The organism is Kitasatospora phosalacinea, from assembly GCF_000716545.1.
In the GTDB taxonomy this organism is placed as follows: domain Bacteria; phylum Actinomycetota; class Actinomycetes; order Streptomycetales; family Streptomycetaceae; genus Kitasatospora; species Kitasatospora phosalacinea.
In genome coordinates this window covers 148,933-169,394 of the sequence record NZ_JNWZ01000015.1, presented here as the reverse complement: position 1 = coordinate 169,394, position 20,462 = coordinate 148,933, and the positions used below count along the sequence as shown (strand labels likewise).

Genomic DNA, 20,462 nt, shown 5'->3' with positions numbered 1-20,462 from the left:
TGCCGCCCGCAACGGGAGCGTCGAAGTACTGCGGGAAGTCGAAGTACTGCGGGAACCGGACCCGCCGGTCGCCCCGGGAAACGCGAAAGCCGCAGGTCGGATGACCTGCGGCTTTCGATGCGGAGCGGGTGACGAGAATCGAACTCGCGCTCTAAGCTTGGGAAGCTCATGTTCTACCATTAAACTACACCCGCATCTGACGGCCCGTCAGTGACGGCCCGATCAAGGACCACTGTACCCCATGGTGCGGGGTGGTGAGCACAGGTTCCGGGTGGCGGCGAGCCTGGGTGGGCGGTGCCCGGGAGTCCCCTAATGTGACGCTGTCGGCGACAGTGTGGGAAGGGGACCGATGGAGCAGCGCACCGTGGTTCGTTGTGCCGAGGGGCACGTTTTCAGTACGGCGGCGTTCCCGATGCAGCACTTGCAGGCGGGGCGGCTGGGGCCGGGGCGGTTGTTGCGGTGCCCGAGGTGCGGGCGGTTGCGGAGTTCGGTACCGGCGGACGTTTCGGAGCTTTCGGCGGACGAACTGGCGCGCGGGCTGCGGCTGGTGGCGGTGGAGTCGCTGGCGTAGCCGGTCGGCGGGAGTGGTCCACGGGGCGGGCGCTTTTGGGGCGTCCGCCCCGTGGCACGTACGCTCGGGGCGTGCTGCTCTCCGACAACGACATCCGTGCCGAGATCGACAAGGGGCGGGTCGTGATCGACCCGTTCGAGCCGTCGATGGTCCAGCCGTCGAGCATCGACGTCCGACTGGACCGGTTCTTCCGGGTCTTCGAGAACCACCGCTATCCGCACATCGACCCCGCCGAGGAGCAGCCGGACCTGACCCGGCTGGTCGAGCCGGAGGGGGACGAGGCGTTCATCCTGCACCCGGGCGAGTTCGTGCTGGCGTCCACCTACGAGATGATCACGCTGCCGAACGACGTGGCCTCCCGGCTGGAGGGCAAGTCGAGCCTGGGCCGGCTCGGGCTGCTGACGCACTCGACGGCGGGCTTCATCGACCCGGGGTTCAACGGGCACGTGACGCTGGAGCTGTCGAACGTGGCGACGCTGCCGATCAAGCTGTACCCGGGGATGAAGATCGGGCAGCTGTGCCTGTTCCGGCTGTCCTCGCCGGCCGAGCACCCCTACGGTTCGGAGCGCTACGGCTCGCGCTACCAGGGGCAGCGCGGCCCGACGCCGTCCCGCTCGCACCTGAACTTCCACCGCACCGAGATCTGATCCCGGACGGAGTGCGGCGTCGAGGGCCGGTCCCGGTTGTCCGGGGCCGGCCCTCGCCGCGCCCGCTGCGGGTTGCGGGCGCGGGAGGGCCGGAGGGGGCCGGGAGCGGCCGGGAGCGGGGTCAGGCGCGGACGGGCGTGGTGACGGCGGTGAGTTCGGTGCCGTCCGCGGAGAGGGCCAGCTCGGTGCGGAGCGCGCTGAGTTCGCCGAGGTGGTGGAGGTGGGTGCCGCCGCACGCGATGTCGGCGGATCCCTCGGGGAGGTCGGTGTGCCAGCGGCGGCGGGCGGTGAGGCCGGGGCCGGGGGTGTCGATCCGGACCGGGGCGTCGGCGGCGACCCAGGCGGCGAGCCGGGCGTTGACGTCCGCGGCGAGGGCGGGGAGGGCGTCGGCGAGGGCCGGGAGGGCGTCGGTGGCGTCGACGGTGAAGCCCTTCTTCTTCAGGGACTTGCCGATCCGGTAGGTGTCGGTGCTGGCGGCGGTGTCCATCACCGAGCTGTCCATGGCGAGGCTGTCGAAGTCGGGGTGGCCGAGGGCGTCGGCGCGGCCCGGGTCCTTGCGCCAGCGCGGGGCGAGCGCGGCGTTCAGGGCGAGCGCGAGCAGGTGGCAGCCGGTGTGCGCGGCGGAGAGCCGGGCGCGGCGTTCGGCGTCGACGGCGAGGTGCGCGGTGCGTCCGACGGCGTCGGGGCCGAGCGCGCCGGCGGGCAGCACGTGCAGCACCAGCCAGGTCCAGTCCTCGTCGCCGCGCCGGACCGGGATGTCGGCGCCGACCGCGAACTCGCCGGCGGGCCCGGCCGCACCGGTGAGGCAGTCGACGACGGGGTGGGCGGCGCCGTCGACGGTGAGCGTGCCGTGGTCGGCGGGCTGGTCCGGCCAGGTGTGGTCGACGGGGTGGAACGGGGTGGCCTCGGTGACCACCGCGGTGCGGCCGTCGGGGAGGGCGTGCACGGCGAGGACGGGCGACTGTCCGGTCACCGCCCCGGCCGGGAAGCTGACGTGGGTGGTGGGCAGGCTCATGCGCGGGCTCCGGACGGGATGCGAGGGTGGGCGGAACCACCTCACCCTACAAACCCGGACGGGCGGCCCGTCCCCGCCCGGGGGCGGACCGGGCGGGGCCTCAGCCCAGGGTGGGCAGCTTGATCAGCACCAGCAGCGCCAGCAGTTGCACCGCGGCCGCGCCGGCCGCCTTGCCCCAGGGCAGGTCGTGGATCCGGCGCACCATGATGGTGAGCAGCACCGCGCAGCCGACCCAGGTCGCCCAGCCGACCGCCTGCACGACGGGGTTGCCGACCGGCAGGAAGAGCGCGAGCAGCAGCCGCGGGGCGTCGGTGGTCCAGCTGATCAGCGCGGCCAGGCCGACCGTGGACTGCCAGGGGCCGTCGCCGCCGGACTGCCGGGCCAGGGCGTACGTCACCGCGGAGAGCACCCCGCCGGCCAGCGTGAAGCCGAGCGCGGCGCCGCCGATCGCCCACAGCGCGACCGCGAAGGTGGAGTGCACCACCTGGTCGTAGGTGGAGTCGATGGCGAACACCGCGAGCACGCCGTACAGCAGCGACACGCACAGCGCGGGCAGCCACACCTGGTGGTCGCGCATCCGGTCGAAGGTGGCGCTGGGGCTGCGGTAGATCCCGACCAGCAGCTGCCGCCAGGGCAGCCGGGGCCCGCCGGCGTGCGGCGCGGCCTGGCCGCCGGCCCGGTAGACGGCGACGTTGTCCACCGGCCCCGGGTCGTAGGCGTCCGGCCGGTAGCCGTCGTAGCCCTCGTAGCCGCCCTGGCCGTGGCCCTCGGGCCCGTACCCGGCCTGCTCGTACCCGGCCTGCTCATACCCGGCTTGGTCGTACCCGTAGCCGCCGTACCCGTCGCCGTGGCCCGGGTGGCCGCCGTGGCCGTCCTGGCCGCCGTACGGGTACGGCTGGTCGCCGTAGGGCTGCTCGCCGAGCGTGAAGGCCCTGGTGTGGCCGGGCTGGTCGCCGGGCCCGGGCGCATCGGGGCGGCCGGGGAGCGGGGCGGTGAAGTACTCGGGGGCGCCGGTGGGCACGCCCTGGTGCGGGCCGCCCCGGTGGGCGCCCGGTCGGGGCGCGGACCAGTCGTGCCGGGGGTCGGCGCCCCGTCCGTCGTCGTGTCGATTGCCAGCCACGCTTCGACGGTACCCGCAAGGGCTGACCCACCGTCGGGTGATCATGGCGGCGGGGCCGGATTGCAGCCGTCCTGTGACGCTGCGGTCCGGCCCCGCCGGGGGCTCCGCGCGGTGGTCAGCCGTTGACGCGGGCGCCGGGCGCGTGCACCGCGGCGGCGTTGCTCAGGCCGGCCTCGCAGCCGCCGGGGCCGGCCGACAGCCGCACGGCGCCGACCGGGAGCCGGGTGCCGCAGGCGATCCGCAGGCCGTTGGGGAGCTCGTTCTCGGCCTCCAGGACGGCGCCGTCGCCGATCACCACGCCGTCCAGCGAGCAGCGCTCACCGATCTCGGCGTAGGCGCCGACGATGGAGTCCTTGATGTACGCACCGGCCTTGATCCGGGCGCCCGGCAGCACCACGCTGCCCTCGACGATGGCGCCGGCGGCGATCTCCGCGCCCTTGGAGACGACGGTGCCGGAGCCCAGCACGGCGGCCGGGTCGACGGCCGAGCCGGGCAGCAGCAGGGCCTCGCCGGTGGGGCCGGGGACGGCCGGGGAGTCGACCTTGCCGAGCACCAGGTCGGCGGAGCCGCGGACGAACGCGCCGGGGGTGCCCAGGTCCAGCCAGTACGAGGTGTCGACGACGCCGCGCAGCAGCGCGCCGGTGGCCAGCAGCTCGGGGAAGGTCTCGCGCTCGACCGAAACCTCGCGGCTGGCCGGGATGCGGTCGATGACCGAACGGGTGAAGACGTAGCAGCCCGCGTTGATCTGGTCGGTGACGATCTGCTCGGGCGTCTCGGGCTTCTCCAGGAAGGCGAGCACCCGGCCCTCCTGGTCGGTCGGGACGAGACCGAAGGCGCGCGGGTCGGCCACCCGGGTGAGGTGCAGGGTGACGTCGGCGCCGGAGTCGCGGTGCCCGTCGCGCAGGGCGGCGATGTCCAGGCCGGAGAGGATGTCGCCGTTGAAGACCAGCACCGGCTCGTCCGGGCCGCAGGTCAGGCCGGAGGCGGCGTTGCGGATCGCGCCGCCGGTGCCCAGCGGCTCCTCCTCGGTGAGGTAGACCAGCTCGATGCCGTACGGGCTGCCGTCCTGGAAGTGGTCGACGAACACGTCGGCGAGGTACGAGGTGGCGAGCACGACGCGGGTGACGCCGGCCGCGGCGGCCCGGGCCAGCTGGTGGGCGATGAAGGGGACGCCCGCCACGGGCAGCATCGGCTTCGGCGTGTGGGTGGTCAGCGGGCGGAGTCGGGTGCCCTTGCCGCCGACCAACATGATCGCCTGGGTCATGTGATGTCTCCCGTGGTCGAATTCCGGCGGCCCGGCACGACAGGGTCCGGTGTGCTCGCTCGGTGAACTGGTCGAGGCAGCATGACACGCCCCTCGACGGAGCCAGTACTCTCCCTGGCTCCGCCGCATACTCTATTTGCCCGAACAGCGTCCGAGCGCCACCGCCCAGGTCGATCCGGTGTACGAATCGGCACATCCGGTGACGTCGGCCCGCCGGGAACGCTCCGCAGTGGCTCTGTCCGCGGGTGCGAGGACGCCCCCGCCCGCGCCGTGCGCGCCCGTTCCGGCCGCCGTCCGGCCGCTGCCCGGCCCCGCGGGCGGCCGGACGGGGGCGGACCCCGGGGCCGCGACGGGCACCCGGGGTCCGGATGGGGCAAGCGGGTTGAACGGGCGTCAGGCGTCGACCGGCTCGGCCTCGGCGGTCGGGACGGCCTTGACCGACTCCAGCAGCAGCTGGGCCACGTCGACCACCTTCAGGTGCTCCTTGGCCGCGCCCTCGTTCTTCTTGCCGTTGACCGAGTCGGAGAGCATCACCAGGCAGAACGGGCAGGCGGTGGAGACGATGTCGGGGTTGAGCGACAGCGCCTCGTCGACCCGCTCGGTGTTGATCCGCTTGCCGATCCGCTCCTCCATCCACATCCGGGCGCCGCCGGCGCCGCAGCAGAAGCCGCGCTCCTTGTGGCGGTGCATCTCCTCGTTGCGCAGGCCGGGCACCCTGCCGATGATCTCGCGGGGCGGGGTGTAGACCTTGTTGTGCCGGCCGAGGTAGCACGGGTCGTGGTAGGTGATCAGGCCCTCCACCGGGTTCACCGGCAGCAGCTTGCCCTCGTCGATCAGGTGCTGGAGCAGCTGGGTGTGGTGGATGACCTCGAAGTGGCCGCCGAGCTGCGGGTACTCGTTGGCGATGGTGTTGAAGCAGTGCGGGCAGGTGGCGACGATCCGCTTGGTGGGGGCGTCCTCCAGCGCGGCGTTCAGGGTCTCGACGTTCTGCGCGCCGAGCATCTGGAACAGGAACTCGTTGCCCAGGCGGCGCGGGGAGTCACCGGTGCAGGTCTCCTCCTTGCCGAGGATCGCGAACTTCACGCCCGCGGTGTGCAGCAGTTCGGCGAAGGCCTTGGTGGTCTTCTTGGCCCGGTCCTCCAGGGCGCCGGCGCAGCCGACCCAGTAGAGGTACTCGACCTCGGCGGGGTCGATGTCCTCGCCGATCACCGGCACCTCGATGCCGGTCTCCTTCTTCAGCTCCTTGACCCAGTCCAGGCGCGCCTTGGTGGCCAGGCCCCACGGGTTGCCCTTGTTCTCCAGGTTCTTGAGCATCGTCCCGGCCTCGGTCGGGAAGCTGCTCTCGATCATCACCTGGTAGCGGCGCATGTCGACGATGTGGTCGATGTGCTCGATGTCGACCGGGCACTGCTCGACGCAGGCGCCGCAGGTGGTGCAGGACCACAGCACGTCCGGGTCGATGACGCCGTTCTCCTCCGCGGTGCCGACCAGCGGGCGCTCGGCCTCGGCCAGGGCGGCGGCGGGGACGCCGGCCAGCTGTTCGGCGGTGGCCTTCTCCTCGCCCTCCACGGACTTGCCGCCGCCGGCCAGCAGGTAGGGCGCCTTGGCGAAGGCGTGCTCGCGCAGGCTCATGATCAGCAGCTTGGGCGACAGCGGCTTGCCGGTGTTCCAGGCGGGGCACTGCGACTGGCAGCGGCCGCACTCGGTGCAGGTGGAGAAGTCGAGGATGCCCTTCCAGGAGAAGTGCTCGACCTGGGAGACGCCGAACACCGCGTCGTCCGCCGGGTCCTCGAAGTCGATCGGTTCGCCGCCCGAGGTCATCGGGCGCAGCGCGCCGAGCGCGGTGGAGCCGTCGTCCTCGCGCTTGAAGTAGATGTTGAAGAACGCCAGGAAGCGGTGCCAGGCGACGCCCATCGAGGGGTTGACGCCGATGGTGATCGCCCAGGCGAAGGAGATGCAGATCTTCAGCATCGCGAACAGGTAGACCAGGTTGACCAGGGTGCCGTGCGCGGTGCCGTGGAAGGCGGCGGCGATCGGGTACGAGACCAGGTAGGCCGGGTCGTAGGAGTCGACGCCCTCCAGGGCGCCCTCCAGGCCGCGCAGCATCATGATGCACAGGCCGATGCCGAGGATCGTGTACTCGACGTAGAAGGCCTGCCAGGCGATCGAGCCGGCGAACCGGGACTTGCGGCCGGCCCGGGAGGGCAGGCTGAGCAGGCGGATCACCATCAGGGTGAGGATGCCCAGGGTGGTGAGGGTGCCGATCAGTTCGACGAAGACGTTCCACGGCAGCCAGTGGCCGATCACCGGGAGCACGAACTCGGCGTCGAAGAGCTGCCCGAAGGCGTTCACCAGGGTGAGCACCAGCGAGAAGAAGCCGACCGCGACGAACCAGTGGGCGACGCCGACGACGCCCCAGCGGTTCATCCGGGTGTGGCCGAGGAACTCCTTGACCAGGGTGGCGGCCCGTTGCGCGGGCTGCCCGAAGCGGGTGGCGTCGGCGGAGCCGGTGCGCACCACCCGGTAGATGTACAGCGCCGCCCTGGCGGCGAGCGCGGTGCCGATCACGAAGGTGACCAGCGAGATGACGATCGCTGCTAGCTGCATCGGCTCTCCGTCTCCAGCGGCTATGTCCGGGGCTTTCCCAGTCTTCCCGGTCTCCCCAGAGTGTACTGGGCGGTAACTTGCAGGGTCGACGCGTCCGGAGATTACCGCGCGTTAACACCCGGCCAGAAGATGTTCAAGGTATGGCGGCAGTCACTAAGCCCAGACTCACCCGTCCGGCGGAGCCGCCACGAGCCCGGCGACATAAGCGCTCAGTAAAGTTGAGCGCGACTGGCTCAAAGCTGTTGACGCCGCCGGACGGTTCGTGCATCCTTGAGCCCGTACTGCTCAACTTCTCCTCGGAGGTATTCACGATGGCACGCGCGGTCGGCATCGACCTCGGCACGACGAACTCCGTCGTCAGCGTTCTTGAGGGCGGTGAGCCCACGGTCATCACCAACGCCGAGGGCGCTCGGACCACGCCGTCCGTCGTCGCCTTCGCCAAGAACGGCGAGGTGCTCGTCGGCGAGGTGGCCAAGCGGCAGGCGGTCACCAACGTCGACCGCACCATCCGCTCGGTCAAGCGCCACATGGGCACCGACTGGAAGATCGGCATCGACGGCAAGGACTTCACGCCGCAGCAGATCTCCGCCTTCGTCCTGCAGAAGCTCAAGCGGGACGCCGAGTCGTACCTGGGCGAGACGGTCACCGACGCCGTCATCACCGTCCCGGCCTACTTCAACGACTCCGAGCGCCAGGCCACCAAGGAGGCCGGCGAGATCGCGGGCCTGAACGTCCTGCGCATCGTCAACGAGCCGACCGCGGCCGCCCTGGCCTACGGCCTGGACAAGGACGACCAGACCATCCTGGTCTTCGACCTCGGCGGCGGCACCTTCGACGTGTCGCTGCTGGAGATCGGCGACGGCGTGGTCGAGGTCAAGGCCACCAACGGCGACAACCACCTCGGCGGCGACGACTGGGACCAGCGGGTCGTCGACCACCTGGTGAAGGTCTTCCAGGCCGGCCACGGCGTCGACCTGTCCAAGGACAAGATGGCCGTCCAGCGTCTGCGCGAGGCCGCCGAGAAGGCCAAGATCGAGCTGTCCTCCTCCTCGGAGACCTCGATCAACCTGCCCTACATCACGGCCTCCGCCGAGGGCCCGCTGCACCTGGACGAGAAGCTCACCCGCTCCCAGTTCCAGCAGCTCACCGCCGACCTGCTGGACCGCTGCAAGGTCCCGTTCCACAACGTGATCAAGGACGCCGGCATCCAGCTGTCCGAGATCGACCACGTGGTCCTGGTCGGCGGCTCGACCCGCATGCCGGCCGTCGCCGAGCTCGTCAAGGAGCTGACCGGCGGCAAGGACGCCAACAAGGGCGTCAACCCGGACGAGGTCGTCGCCATCGGCGCCTCCCTGCAGGCCGGTGTGCTCAAGGGCGAGGTCAAGGACGTCCTGCTGCTCGACGTCACCCCGCTGTCCCTCGGCATCGAGACCAAGGGCGGCATCATGACCAAGCTGATCGAGCGCAACACCACGATCCCGACCAAGCGCTCGGAGATCTTCACCACCGCCGAGGACAACCAGCCCTCCGTGCAGATCCAGGTCTACCAGGGCGAGCGCGAGATCGCGGCGTACAACAAGAAGCTCGGCATGTTCGAGCTGACCGGCCTGCCGCCGGCCCCCCGCGGCCTGCCGCAGATCGAGGTCACCTTCGACATCGACGCCAACGGCATCATGCACGTGGCCGCGAAGGACCTCGGCACCGGCAAGGAGCAGAAGATGACCGTCACCGGCGGCTCCTCGCTGCCGAAGGACGAGGTCAACCGCATGCGCGAGGAGGCCGAGCGCTACGCGGAGGAGGACACCAAGCGCCGCGAGGCCGTCGAGACCCGCAACCAGGGCGAGCAGCTCGTCTACTCGACCGAGAAGTTCATCGCGGACAACTCGGACAAGCTCCCGGCCGACGTCAAGACCGAGGTCGAGACCGCCATCGGCGAGCTCAAGGAAGCCCTCAAGGGCGAGGACATCGCGGCCATCCGCACCGCCACCGAGAAGGTCTCCACCACCGCCCAGAAGCTCGGTGCGGCGCTGTACGCGCAGGCCGACGGCGCGGGCGCGGCGGCCGGCGCGGCCGGGGCCGGTGCCGGTGAGGCGGGCGCCAAGGACGACGACGTGGTCGACGCCGAGATCGTCGACGACGAGAAGCCCAAGGGTGGTGCGGCATGACGGAGAAGCCGCAGGGCGAGCAGCCCGGCGACGACTCCGCCGCCGAGGAGGCCGTGCTCAAGGCAGCCGAGGAGGCCGTCGCGGGTGCGGGTGCCGACGAACTGGCCGCCGCCAAGCGCGAGGCCGGCGAGCGCACCGCCGACCTGCAGCGGCTCCAGGCCGAGTACCAGAACTACCGCAAGCGGGTCGAGCGCGACCGGGCCACCGTCCGGGAGATCGCGGTCTCCAGCATCCTGGAGTCGCTGATCCCGGTGCTGGACGACATCGGCCGGGCCCGCGAGCACGGCGAGGTGACGGGCGGTTTCAAGTCGGTCGCCGAGTCGCTGGAGACGGTCGTCGCCAAGCTCGGGCTGCAGCAGTTCGGCAAGGAGGGCGAGCCCTTCGACCCGACGATCCACGAGGCGCTGATGCACAGCTACTCGTCGGACGTGACAGAGGACACCTGCGTGCAGATCCTCCAGCCCGGGTACCGGATCGGCGAGCGGATCATCCGCCCGGCGATGGTCGCGGTCGCGGAGCCCCAGCCGGGCACCCAGACCACCGGCGAGCCGGACGACGACCAGGGTGACGGTTCGTCCGACAGCTGAGTAGAGTCCCCGTGCGCTGCGGAGTCGTACGTCGTCCAGTACGACGGCCGGCTCCGCAGCGCCGTATCACGGCCCCGCACCGCGGTGTCGCTTCGCAACAGAACTTCGGGATTCCGGGAGGTGGCGGTCAAAGGCCATGAGCGCTAAGGACTACGTGGAGAAGGACTACTACAAGGTCCTCGGCGTGCCCAAGGACGCCACCGCCGCCGAGATCAAGAAGACCTACCGCAAGCTGGCCCGCGAGTTCCACCCGGACGCGAACAAGGGCGACACCAAGGCCGAGGAGCGGTTCAAGGACATCTCCGAGGCCTACGACGTGCTCTCCGACGAGAAGCGCCGCAAGGAGTACGACGAGGCCCGCTCGCTGTTCGCGGGCGGCGGCTTCCGCCCCGGCGGGGCGGGCGGCGCGGCCGGCGGCTTCGACTTCGGAGACCTGTTCAACGGCGGGGGCGGCACGGGCGGCGGCGGCATCGGCGACGTGTTCGGCGGCCTGTTCAACCGCGGCGGCCGGCAGACCGCGCAGCCGCGCCGCGGGGCGGACGTCGAGACCGAGGTCACGCTGAACTTCGAGGAGGCCGTGGACGGCGCGACCGTGCCGCTGCGGATGACCTCCCAGGCCGCCTGCCGCGCCTGCGCCGGGACGGGCGCCAAGGCCGGCACCACCCCGCGGGTCTGTCCGACCTGCGTCGGCGCCGGCACCGTCAGCCGCGGCCAGGGCGCCTTCGCGCTCTCCGAGCCCTGCCGGGACTGCAAGGGCCGCGGCATGATCGTCGACGACCCGTGCACCGTCTGCCACGGCAGCGGCCGGGCCTCCTCCGCCCGCACCATGCAGGTCCGCATCCCGGCCGGGGTGCAGGACGGCCAGCGGATCAGGCTCAAGGGCAAGGGCGCCCAGGGCGAGCGCGGCGGCCAGCCCGGAGACCTCTACGTCACCGTGCACGTCGACGCGCACCCGGTGTTCGGGCGCAAGGGCGACAACCTCACCGTGACCGTGCCGGTGAGCTTCCCCGAAGCCGCGCTCGGCGGCACCATCGAGGTGCCGACCCTGAACGGCCCGGCCGTGAAGCTCAAGCTGCCGCCCGGCAGCGCCAACGGCCTGACCATGCGGGCCCGGGGCAAGGGCGCCACCCGCAAGGACGGCACCCGCGGCGACCTGCTGGTCACCGTGGAGGTCACGGTGCCCAGGCACGTCACCGGAGACGCGCTGACCGCACTGGAGCAGTACCGCGAGGCCACCGCCTCGGACGACCCGCGAGCCGCCCTGTTCAAGGCGGCGGAGGGAGCGTGAGATCCCGATGAGTCCCCACCCCGACAGTCCCCACGGCGGCGAGGGCCCCGGCGTCACCGGCCGGATCGGCCCCGGTCCCGGGCTCGGCGAGGGCCTGCCCGGCGGCGGCCGCCCGCGCGCCGCCGCCCCGCCGTACGTCCTCACCGAGGACACCCCGGTCTACGTCATCTCCGTCGCCGCCGAGCTCTCCGGCCTGCACCCGCAGACCCTCCGCCAGTACGACCGCCTCGGCCTGGTCAGCCCCGACCGCACGGCCGGTCGCGGCCGCCGGTACTCCGCCCGGGACATCCAGCAGCTGCGCGAGGTCCAGCGGCTCTCCCAGGACGAGGGCATCAACCTGGCCGGAATCAAGCGCATCATCGAGCTGGAGAACCAGGTGGCCGCCCTGCAGTCCCGGGTCGCCGAACTCGTCGACGCCCTGGAGGGCGCCGCCGCCACCCTCCAGCAGCGCGAGGCCGCCGTCCACGCCTCCTACCGCCGCGACCTGGTGCCCTACCAGCAGGTCCAGCAGTCCAGCGCACTGGTGGTGTGGCGGCCCAAGCGCTGAGCGCGGCCGAAAAGCACCACGCCGCCGGCACCCCCTACCGTTCGGGGGGTGTCGGCGGCGTCGTCGTCCTGCCAAAGTTCTTTTCCGGAAGTGCCGCGAGCCCGTCCGCAGTCCGGTAATCCGGGGGGGAGTGGAGGAGCCTTCGCCCTATGATGCGGGCCGGAAGGTGCGCGTCAACTCCGCCGAAAGGCCCCAGCTCAGGCAAGGAGTCATGAACATGAGCACTGAGCGAAGGAACCCCGTCGCGGCCCCCGGCCTTTCCGTGGAGGCCAGGTCCCTCTACAGCCAGGCCGTGCAGAACGGGGGGAGGCTGGCCGGGCGCCGTCCCCTTCCCGCCGGTGGAGAGGAACCCGCGCTGCAGGAGTTGTTGGACCTCGGACTGCTGCAGCCCGAGATCGGCCTGCCGGGGACGTACGCGGTAAAGGACCCGCAACAGCTGGCCGAAACCATGACGCTCGGCTTCCAGCTCGAGGCCGCTAAAATCCTCCAGCGCTCCATCGCGACCAGTCAACTCCTACTGGAACTCCACCAGGAATACCAGGACCACATCGTTCATCCCGAATCCGGCGGAACCGTCGAGTACCTCCAAGGCCGCTGGAGCATCAATGAGAGCCTGTCGGCGATCATGGCCGGCGCCTCGCACGAAATGCTCACCGCCCAACCCGGCGGCGGACGCGGTGAGGACGACATCAAAATAGCGATCGCCCGCGATCTGGAATTCGTGGAGCGCGGCGGAACCATCAGGACGATCTACCAGCCGAGCGCGCGCTATTCGAATCCCACGATCAACTACGTCCACGCGGTGACCCAGGGAGGTTGCCAGGTGAGAACACTGGACGAGGCCTTCGCGAAGCTGATCGTGATCGACCGGAAGGTCGCCGTCATCACCACCGGGGACGGGCAGGACCGCGACCGCGCGGCTTTCGTCCGGGACGATGCCGTCATCAGTTACATCATCAGCGTGTTCAACAGCCAGTGGGAACGCGCCATCCCCTTCACCGGCGACCACGAAATACCGCCGCAGGTGGTTTCCAGCATGCGCAAGCAGATCGTCCGCATGATGCTGGAGGGCATCGCCCACCGCACGATCGCCCGGCGCCTCGGGCTCAGCGAACGCACTCTCGCCCGCCACATCGCCGAGATGCGCGAGGAATACGGAGTGGAGACGCTCTTCCAACTCGGATGGAAGATCGCCCGGGCGGAGGGGCCGGCGAACTGAGCCCGACGACCCCCTGCCGCCGGGAGTCCTACCAGGCGCTGTCCATGCTCACTGCGGCGATCGATGACACAGCGGTCTTGGCGGTCTGCGGGTGAGAGTCCGCGCTCGCCGCGCTGGCCCCGAGGAACACAGCGACACTCAGAAGAACAGCCGATATCAGGATACGACGGGCCTTCAACACAACACCACTCCTTTCGGACAAACCCACCGCGAGCACCGCCCCTACGAACGATGGCCGCACCGATTTTCTACATATGATTCCCTACCAAGTGCCTTGGCGTCACCCCGCCCCGACTGCCACAGTGATCCAGTCGATGAAATGAGCATGTCGGCGCAGGCGGGGAAGCGGGTGCGGCCGGGTGTCATCTATCCGCCAGGCAGCCAGATGACACCGTGCGCCAGTGGACTCGTTGACACCCGGCGATGGACGATCAGCTAGTCGTAACGGCAGAAGCAGAATCAGCACGTCCATCACGGCCACCGAACCCGGAGTGCGGCAATCTTCGGGCTTCCCACCCACCGTTCCGGCGAACGCGGACACGTGGCGGCAGTGGCCGATTCACCACACCCCCGGAGTCGACATGAGTGAGCACCACCTGCAGCACCGCGCCGAAGGGCGCCGCGCACGGGTCTTCCTGGCCGCGCCGCTGATGCGGCTGACCGGGCCGGCGGACAGTGTGGTGACGTTGGCGAGCCGGACCAGGCTGACCACGTTGCGGAGCACGCTGCTGGACAGCGGGGCCGCGGTGTACAGCGCGCACCACAGTGACGCGTGGACGGTGGCGGGACGGGCGCCGGAACAGCGGGTGCCCTCCGACTTCCGGGCGATGCAGAGCGCGGACCTGGTGTTCGCGTACGTCGGTGCGCCGCTGTCGGCCGGGGTGAGCCTGGAGCTCGGCTGGGCTTCGGCGCTGCGCAAGCCGATCGTGCTGCTGGTGGACGAGGCGATCACGCACAACCCGCTGATCGCGACCATCGAGCAGGTCGCGCCGGTGCTGCCGCTGGTCTTCGACGACACCTGGTCGCAGGAGGCGCTGCACCACACCGTGGAGACCGCGCTGGACTGGGCCGGGATGGCGCTGTCGCTGCGCGGCGGCTTCTGGACCGCGCCCGGCGACCAGTTCCCGCGGCCGCGCCGCGAGCACGCCGGCCCGTACGGCTTCTGGTCCCCGGAGATCGCCACCGGCTGACCGCGCGTCAGTCGCCCGCGCCCCCGTCACGCGGTTCCCCGGCTCCCCGCATCTGCCAGCCCAGCTGGAACAGGGTCTCCGCGTCGTGGAGTTCGCGCAGTCGCGAGATGTGCGCGGCGACGGTGCGCTCGCCGAGGCCCAGCCGGGAGGCGATGGTCTTCTGGGTCAGGCCCTGGGCGAGCAGTCGGCCCACCTGTTCGTGGACCGGCACCACGCTCTCGCCCTCGTGCTCGGCGGAGCGCCACTGGATCCGTTCGGCCCGCTCCCAGTCCCGCTCGAAGGCGGCGACCAGGAACGAGACCACCGCCGGGTCCTCGATGAACGCGGCACTCGAATTGTCGGCCGACGCCGGAACGACGGCGATCCGGCGGTCGAAGATCAACATCCTGCTGAAGGGTTCGCTCAAGGTGCGGAACCGGCCTCCCCAACCGGTGACCCTCTCCGCCCAGCGGACCGTCGTCTCGTCCAGCAGCGCGGTCGGCTCGTAGACGGTGCGGATGGTCGCCCCGCGCTCCAGGAAGCGCCGGGTGCGCTCCAGCGCCTCCTCCAGCAGATCGGCCGGCCCGGCCCCACCCGGGTGCAGGGACAGCTCCTCCTCGTACGCCTCGCTCGCCAACTGCAGGACGCGGTGCCGGATCTGCTCGGTCCGGTCGACGTGCTGCACCACGCTGGAGCGGTCGGCCCGGCGCGGGGTCGCGTCGTAGGCGTGGGTGAGGTCCTCCAGCAGCGTCGGCATCTCCTCGGCGCGCAGCAGCATCCGGGTGCCCTCGGCGCGCAGCTCGGCACTGATCCGGTCGCTGACCGCGCGCGGGTTGACCGCCGTCAGCACCTGCTCGGCGGCGTCGTGCGCCAGCAGGCCGAGCTCCATCAGCCGCAGCACCCCGGTCGGGTCCTGCTCGACCGCCTCGCGGAACGACACCCGCCCGCCCTGCTCCAGGACCTGCTGGTACAGCCGCCGCTCCGACTCGCTCGGCAGGGCGGCTCCGTTCGGCTCGCTCACAGGTCCCACTCCTCCTCGGCCGTCCGACCCGGGTCCTCCCCCAGCGGTACGGCGGGTCGTTCGGACGCCCCCCGCAGCTGCCAGCCGAGCTGGAACAGGGTCTCCGCATCGTAGAACTCCCGCAGCCGGGCGATGTGCCCGGCCACCGTCCGCTCGGAGATGCCCAGTCGGGAGGCGATCGCCCGCTGGGTCAGGCCCGCCGCGAGCAGGCCGGTCAGCTCCGGCGGGACGCCGGTCTCCCGGGGGCCCCCGGCCAGCGCCTGCCAGTCGACCCGCTCGGCCCGCGCCCAGTCGCGCTCGAACAGGCCCACCAGGACGGCCAGCACCGCCGGGTCCTCCACCAGCACCGCCTGGCGGTCGTCCGGGGCCGCCGAGACCACCGCGGCCCGCCGGTCGAAGATCACCATCCGCCGGAACGGCTCGTCCAGGACCCTGAACCGCTCTCCCGCGGCGGTGAGTTCGGCCGCGTACGAGACGGTGGGCGGGTCGAGGAGCGCACCCGGTTGGTAGATCGAGCGCAGTCCGATGCCCTTCGCCAGGAAGCCCAGCGAGCGCACCCTGGTCTGCTGCATGCCGTGGACCGGCCGGGCCCCACCGGGCTGGGACGCCAGCGTCTCCTCGCGCATCTCGGACTCGATCCGGGCGATGTGGTGCGAGATCTGCGGTCCCGCCACCAGTTGCAGCGGCCGCGCCGAACGGCCGCGGCGCGCGATGGCGTCGTACGCCTGCACCAGGTCCTCCAGCCGGGTCGCGGCGTGCTCGGCCGCCAGCAGCTTCTCCGTGGCCGAGCTGCGCAGTTCGGCGCTCAACCGCTCGCCGAGCGACCCGGGGTGAGCGGCCGTCAGCATCTCCCCGTGGTCGTGGTGGAGCAGCAGCCCGAGCCCGATCAGCCCGAGGGTGGCGTCCGGGTCCTGCTCCATCGCCTCGCGGAGCAGCACCATCCCGCCCTGCGCGACGACTTCGCGGTACAGGGCGCGCTCGGCCTCGTTGGGCAGCCGGAGCGTCATCTCAGCTTCCTCCGCGCATCAGCCAGCCGAGTTGGAAGAGCGACTCGGCGCCGTGGTGCTCGCGCAGCAGGGCGACGAGCGCCGGGTCCTCGACGAACACGGCGCTGCTGTCACCGTGCGCGGCGGGAATGACGGCGACCTTGCGGTCGAAGACCAGCATCCGCAGGAACGGCTCGTCCAGGACCCGGAAGCACTCGCCCGCCCTGGTCGCGGAAGCCGCGTACGAGACGGTGGGGCGGTGCGTGAGCACACCGGGCCGGTAGAGGGTGCGCAGGGAGATCCCGGCCGCGAGGGACCGCCGGTCGCGGACCAGGGTCTCTCGCAGGATCCGCGTGGGGCGGGCACCGCCGGGCCGGGCGGCGACCGCACGCGGGTTGACGGCCGTCAGTGACTCCTCCCTCCCGAAGTGCACCAGTAGACCGAGGTCGATCAGACGCCGAGTGGCGTCAGGGGCGCGCTGCATCGACTCACGGAACATCACCCGGCCGCCCCGGCCGAGGATCTCGCGGTAGAGCCGGCGGGCGTCGTCGTTCAGCAGGCTGTTCACCGGGCCCCGTCCCGCATCAGCCAGCCGAGCTGGAACAGCGTCTCGGCGTCGTAGCGCTCGCGCAGCCGGGCGATGTGCCCGGCCACCGTCCGCTCGGACAGCGACAGGCGGGAGGCGACCGCCTTCTGGGTCAGGCCCGCTGCGAGCAACTCACCCACCCGGCTCAGCACTTCCGGCAGCTCCCGGCCCACCTCGTCGAACCACGGCACGCGGACGGCCCGCTCCCAGTCCCGTTGGAACAGCTTGACCAGGTGGTCGACCACGGCGCGGTCCTCGATGAACGCGGCGCCGCTGCGGTTGTCCCCGGCGGTGGCGATGACGGCGATTCGGCGGTCGAAGATCATCATGCGGGCGAACGGCTCGTCGAGGACGCGCAGCCGCATGCCCCAGTCGGTGGCCGCCGCCGCGTAGGCGACGGTGTGCGGGGTCCGCCGGGTGACCGGCTGGTACAGGATGTCGGCGGTCGCGCCACGGGCGAGCGCGGCTCGGATCCGGGGGTTCTCGGTCAGGAACTCGGGCGCGCGCGGGCCGGGTTGGGCGGCCATCGCCTCGTCCCAGTGGTCGGACTCGATCGCCAGCAGCCGCTGCTGGATCCGGTCCTGCCCGAACACGTGGGCGATGTGGGTGCGCTGCTGGGCGGCGTCGTACGAGTCGGCCAGTTCGCCGAGGCCGTCGCCGGAGCTGTCGGCACGGGACAGCAGGTCACCGGCGCCCTCCCGGAGCGCGGCGGCCAGCTTCGCGGTGGCGACGCGCGGGTTCATCGCCACCACCCACTCCTGGTAGGCGTACCGGCTCAGCAGGCCGATCTCCAGCAGCCGGGCGGCCGAGGCCGCGTCCTGCTCCATCACCTCCCGCAACGAGGCCCGGCCCGCCCGCAACACGGACAGGTACAGCGCCTTCTCCGCCTCGTTCGGCGCCGCGTACGGCGGGGCCGGGGCGGTGGTGGCCGGTGGGGTGTCAGGCATCGTGCTCGCCGCCCCTCCGCATCAGCCAGCCGAGTTGGAACAGCGTGTCGGCGCCGTAGCGGTCGCGCAGGCGGGAGATGTGGCCGGCCACGGTGCGTTCGGACAGGCCGAGGCGGGCGGCGATGGCCTTCTGGGTGAGGCCCTGGGCGAGCAGGCGGCCGACCCGGTCGGCGGCGGCGGCCCGGGTGGGGGCGCTCTCCAGCAGGCTGTTCCAGCAGACGCGTTCGGCCCGGTCCCAGTCGCGGTCGAAGTTGGCGACGATCATCGACACGGTGGCGGGGTCGGAGATCACCGCGGCCCGGTCGAGGTCGTCGGAGGCCGGCACCACGGCGGTGGCGCGGTCGAAGACCAGGGTGCGCTGGAAGGGCTCGTCGAGCAGCCGGACCTCGCCGCCGGCCTTGGTGACGGTCGCGGCGTAGCGGATCACGGCGGGCTCGGCGAGTGCGGCCGGCTGGTAGAGGGTGAGGATCCGGCAGCCTCGGCGCAGGACCGGGAGTTCCTGGCGCAGGGACAGTTCCAGGGCGGCGGGCCCGGTGGTTCCGGGCTGGGCGGTCAGGGCCTCTTCCCGGCAGGCGGCGCCGAGTTGGGCGATCCGCTGGCGGACGTGCTCGCGTCCGGTGACCTGGGTGCCGGCGGAGCCCGGCTCGGCCGTGCGGGGCACGCTGTCGTAGGCGGCGATCAGCGGGTCGAGGTCGGCGGTCAGCCGCTCGGCCCGGTTGAGCAGGCGGGCGGCTTCGGCGTTCATCGCGGCGCCGAGGGTGTCGGCGACGAACCTGGGGTTGACGGCCAGGTAGGAGGCGTCCATGCCGTCGGGCACCAGCAGGCCGGTGCGCAGCAGTTCGGCGAGCGGCTCACGGGCGGGGACGGCCTCGGCCGTGATCCGGCCGCCGGCTTCGAGGACGTCCAGGTAGAGGCGCCAGGCCCGTTCGTCTATCGGCCCGCACTCGGGCAGCACGACGGGGGCGGGCAGTACGGCGGGGGCGGGCAGTACGGCGGGGGCGGACAGCGCGGCGGGCACCGGGACCGCGGCGGGCGCGGGGATCGGGGTCGGGTCAGCCACGTCCGCCGCCGCCTCTCATCAGCCAGCCGAGCTGGAACAGGGTCCCGGCGCCGTACAGGTCGCGCAGGCGGGAGATGTGGCCGGCCACGGTGCGTTCGGACAGGCCGAGGCGGGTGGCGACGGCGCGCTGGGTGAGGCCCTGGGCGAGCAGGCGGCCGACCCGGTCGGTGATGGTGCGGGTGAGGCTGCGGGTGTCGAGGCGGTGCCAGTGGACCTGTTCGGCGCGGGCCCAGTCGCGTTCGAAGCCGGCCACCAGGTAGGCGATCGCGGCGGGGTCCTCGACGAAGGCGGCGCGGCTGTGGTCCTCGGCGGCGGGGATGACGGCGGTCCGCCGGTCGATGACGATCAGGCGGCGGAACGGCTCGTCCAGGACGCGCAGTTGGGCGCCGTGCTCGGTCATCGAGGCGGCGTGCCGGACGGCGCTGTCCTCGCTGAGCGCGACGGGCTGGTAGAGGGCGCGCAGGGTGGCGCCCCGGTCGAGCATCCGCCGGTCCTGGGCGTGGGCGAGTTCGAGGACGGCGGGGGGCCGCAGGCCGGGTTGGGCGCTGAGCAGTTCGAGGCGGCAGTCGGAGACCAGTTGGGCGAGCCGCAGCCGGATGTCCTCCCGGCTGTCGAGGTAGACGGTCCGTCTGGTCCGGTCGGCGGGCCGGGGGACGGCGTCGTAGGCGCGGGCGAGCGGGTCGAGGGCGGCGGGCAGCCGGCCGGCGTCGAGCAGCAGGCGGGTGGCGCGGGAGCGCAGGTCGGCGCCGAGGCGTTCGGCGACGGAGCGCGGGCTGACCGCGACGTAGCAGCCGTCGATCCGGTTGGGCAGGAGCAGTCCGACCCCCACCAGCTGTTCCAGCAGGGCCTGTTGGCGTTGGGGGGTGAGGCCGGGGCCGAGCGCGGGCGGCGCGCCGAACGGCATCCGGCCGCCGGCGGCGAGGACGGCCAGGTAGAGCCGGGTGGCGTCCTCCTCGGGCAGGCCGGTGTCCGGGTCGAGCGGTCCGCCGTCCTGGTGGGACGGTGCGGTGCTCCGGTCCGAGGGCCCGCCGTCCGGGTGGGACGGTGCGGTGTCCGGTTCGGACTTCGGGTGGTCCGCTGCCACGTCGAGCACTCCCTGCCGTGTTCCTCCGTTTGCGGATGATGATCCCAGCAGGGCCGTCCGGTCCGACGGCGGGAGTCACCCGCGGTTACGGGCGCGTCCCCCGGGGCGGGTGCCGTGGGCACCCGGATCCCGGAGGACCCGCTCGTGTCACGCCAGCGTCATGGCGCTTCGGGGAGGCGGAGCAGCAACGCCTCACCGATCCGGCTGCGGCAGCCACCACCACACGTGGCGTGCCGGCCGGTGCTCTTCCCCCCGTTGCGCAGATACGAACGCACCTGTCGCCCCCACGCGAAGAGCAAGTCGCCGACTCGGGCTGCGGCTGCCCCGGACGACCTGGCGTGACTACACCCTCACAGCGGGACGGACTCCGAACAAGTGCTCCCCGGCTGCAGGTTCCCGCAAGTGCAGGAACATGCAGCAAACGCCTCGGCGCGGCGCCCGGAATCCCGCTTCCGCCGCATTGCCCCCCTCCACCGAACATACATTCGGAAAGCGGCGGAGGGGGCGTGCGGGCCGGTGGCGTCACCCTGGACCGGAATGTCACCCACCTCCCCCGGAATTCGACAATCCTCCGCCGAA

At 71.9% G+C, this 20,462-nt stretch carries 17 protein-coding genes, 1 tRNA gene and 1 pseudogene; 8 read left to right on the top strand and 11 right to left on the bottom strand.

Annotated elements, in window-relative coordinates; all coding sequences use genetic code 11:
- Positions 1-123: 123 nt before the first annotated feature.
- A tRNA-Gly gene (locus tag OO48_RS10095) sits at positions 124-194 on the bottom strand.
- 155 nt (positions 195-349) lie between these two features.
- Between OO48_RS10095 and OO48_RS39660 the strand changes: the two genes are divergently transcribed.
- The gene (locus OO48_RS39660; RefSeq protein ID WP_033214317.1) at positions 350-571 is read left to right on the top strand and encodes a hypothetical protein; all 222 of its coding nucleotides are present in this window, start codon (positions 350-352) and stop codon (positions 569-571) included.
- A gap of 71 nt (positions 572-642) precedes the next feature.
- A complete protein-coding gene (gene dcd / locus OO48_RS10085) occupies positions 643-1,218 on the top strand; it encodes a dCTP deaminase (protein ID WP_033214316.1) in 576 nt (191 codons plus the stop codon).
- Between the two features lie 121 nt (positions 1,219-1,339).
- On the opposite strand, the gene OO48_RS10080 is transcribed toward dcd, so the two are convergent.
- From OO48_RS10080 to OO48_RS10065, 4 genes and pseudogenes are all read right to left on the bottom strand, one after another.
- Positions 1,340-2,233, bottom strand: coding sequence for an alanyl-tRNA editing protein (locus tag OO48_RS10080; protein ID WP_033214315.1), 894 nt, complete (start codon positions 2,231-2,233; stop codon positions 1,340-1,342).
- A gap of 100 nt (positions 2,234-2,333) precedes the next feature.
- A complete protein-coding gene (locus OO48_RS40615; protein ID WP_157845413.1) occupies positions 2,334-3,353 on the bottom strand; it encodes a Yip1 family protein in 1,020 nt (339 codons plus the stop codon).
- Between the two features lie 190 nt (positions 3,354-3,543).
- Positions 3,544-4,617 (bottom strand): annotated as a pseudogene (manB, locus tag OO48_RS10070) (mannose-1-phosphate guanylyltransferase); the annotation flags it as partial.
- 393 nt (positions 4,618-5,010) lie between these two features.
- Positions 5,011-7,224, bottom strand: coding sequence for a (Fe-S)-binding protein (locus OO48_RS10065; protein ID WP_033214313.1), 2,214 nt, complete (start codon positions 7,222-7,224; stop codon positions 5,011-5,013).
- A gap of 311 nt (positions 7,225-7,535) precedes the next feature.
- Between OO48_RS10065 and dnaK the strand changes: the two genes are divergently transcribed.
- The 6 genes from dnaK to OO48_RS35010 all read left to right on the top strand — a co-directional run bounded on the left by dnaK (position 7,536) and on the right by OO48_RS35010 (position 14,220).
- Entirely contained in the window at positions 7,536-9,389 is a 1,854-nt protein-coding gene (gene dnaK, locus OO48_RS10060; RefSeq protein WP_033214311.1) for a molecular chaperone DnaK, read from the top strand.
- Complete coding sequence (gene grpE, locus OO48_RS10055) at positions 9,386-9,976, top strand: nucleotide exchange factor GrpE (RefSeq protein ID WP_033214309.1); 591 nt, start codon at positions 9,386-9,388, stop codon at positions 9,974-9,976. The genes dnaK and grpE overlap by 4 nt, the downstream gene beginning before the upstream one ends.
- A gap of 136 nt (positions 9,977-10,112) precedes the next feature.
- Positions 10,113-11,264, top strand: coding sequence for a molecular chaperone DnaJ (dnaJ, locus tag OO48_RS10050; RefSeq protein WP_033214307.1), 1,152 nt, complete (start codon positions 10,113-10,115; stop codon positions 11,262-11,264).
- A 7-nt stretch (positions 11,265-11,271) separates the two neighbouring features.
- The gene (locus tag OO48_RS10045) at positions 11,272-11,811 is read left to right on the top strand and encodes a heat shock protein transcriptional repressor HspR (protein ID WP_033214305.1); all 540 of its coding nucleotides are present in this window, start codon (positions 11,272-11,274) and stop codon (positions 11,809-11,811) included.
- Positions 11,812-12,028: 217 nt separating this feature from the next.
- Entirely contained in the window at positions 12,029-13,030 is a 1,002-nt protein-coding gene (locus OO48_RS10040; RefSeq protein ID WP_051731943.1) for a helix-turn-helix domain-containing protein, read from the top strand.
- Between the two features lie 581 nt (positions 13,031-13,611).
- Positions 13,612-14,220 carry a TIR domain-containing protein gene (locus OO48_RS35010; protein ID WP_051731942.1) on the top strand — a complete coding sequence of 203 codons (609 nt, stop codon included), beginning with the start codon at positions 13,612-13,614 and terminating at the stop codon, positions 14,218-14,220.
- Positions 14,221-14,227: 7 nt separating this feature from the next.
- On the opposite strand, the gene OO48_RS10030 is transcribed toward OO48_RS35010, so the two are convergent.
- The 6 genes from OO48_RS10030 to OO48_RS10005 are packed head-to-tail and all read right to left on the bottom strand — an operon-like array spanning position 14,228 to position 19,883.
- Positions 14,228-15,220 carry a LuxR C-terminal-related transcriptional regulator gene (locus tag OO48_RS10030; protein ID WP_033214304.1) on the bottom strand — a complete coding sequence of 331 codons (993 nt, stop codon included), beginning with the start codon at positions 15,218-15,220 and terminating at the stop codon, positions 14,228-14,230.
- On the bottom strand, positions 15,217-16,227 hold the full coding sequence (locus tag OO48_RS10025; RefSeq protein ID WP_033214302.1) for a LuxR C-terminal-related transcriptional regulator: 1,011 nt from the start codon (positions 16,225-16,227) through the stop codon (positions 15,217-15,219). The genes OO48_RS10030 and OO48_RS10025 overlap by 4 nt, the downstream gene beginning before the upstream one ends.
- Position 16,228: 1 nt before the next feature.
- Positions 16,229-16,774 (bottom strand): hypothetical protein, encoded by a 546-nt coding sequence (locus OO48_RS10020; RefSeq protein ID WP_033214300.1) that lies wholly within the window; start codon positions 16,772-16,774, stop codon positions 16,229-16,231.
- The gene (locus OO48_RS10015) at positions 16,771-17,739 is read right to left on the bottom strand and encodes a LuxR C-terminal-related transcriptional regulator (RefSeq protein ID WP_033214295.1); all 969 of its coding nucleotides are present in this window, start codon (positions 17,737-17,739) and stop codon (positions 16,771-16,773) included. Before OO48_RS10015 ends, OO48_RS10020 begins: the two co-directional genes overlap by 4 nt.
- Positions 17,732-18,799: a helix-turn-helix transcriptional regulator gene (locus OO48_RS35005; protein WP_051731941.1), complete on the bottom strand. Its 1,068-nt coding sequence runs from the start codon at positions 18,797-18,799 to the stop codon at positions 17,732-17,734. Before OO48_RS35005 ends, OO48_RS10015 begins: the two co-directional genes overlap by 8 nt.
- Entirely contained in the window at positions 18,792-19,883 is a 1,092-nt protein-coding gene (locus tag OO48_RS10005; RefSeq protein WP_245194577.1) for a LuxR family transcriptional regulator, read from the bottom strand. Before OO48_RS10005 ends, OO48_RS35005 begins: the two co-directional genes overlap by 8 nt.
- Positions 19,884-20,462 lie beyond the last annotated feature (579 nt).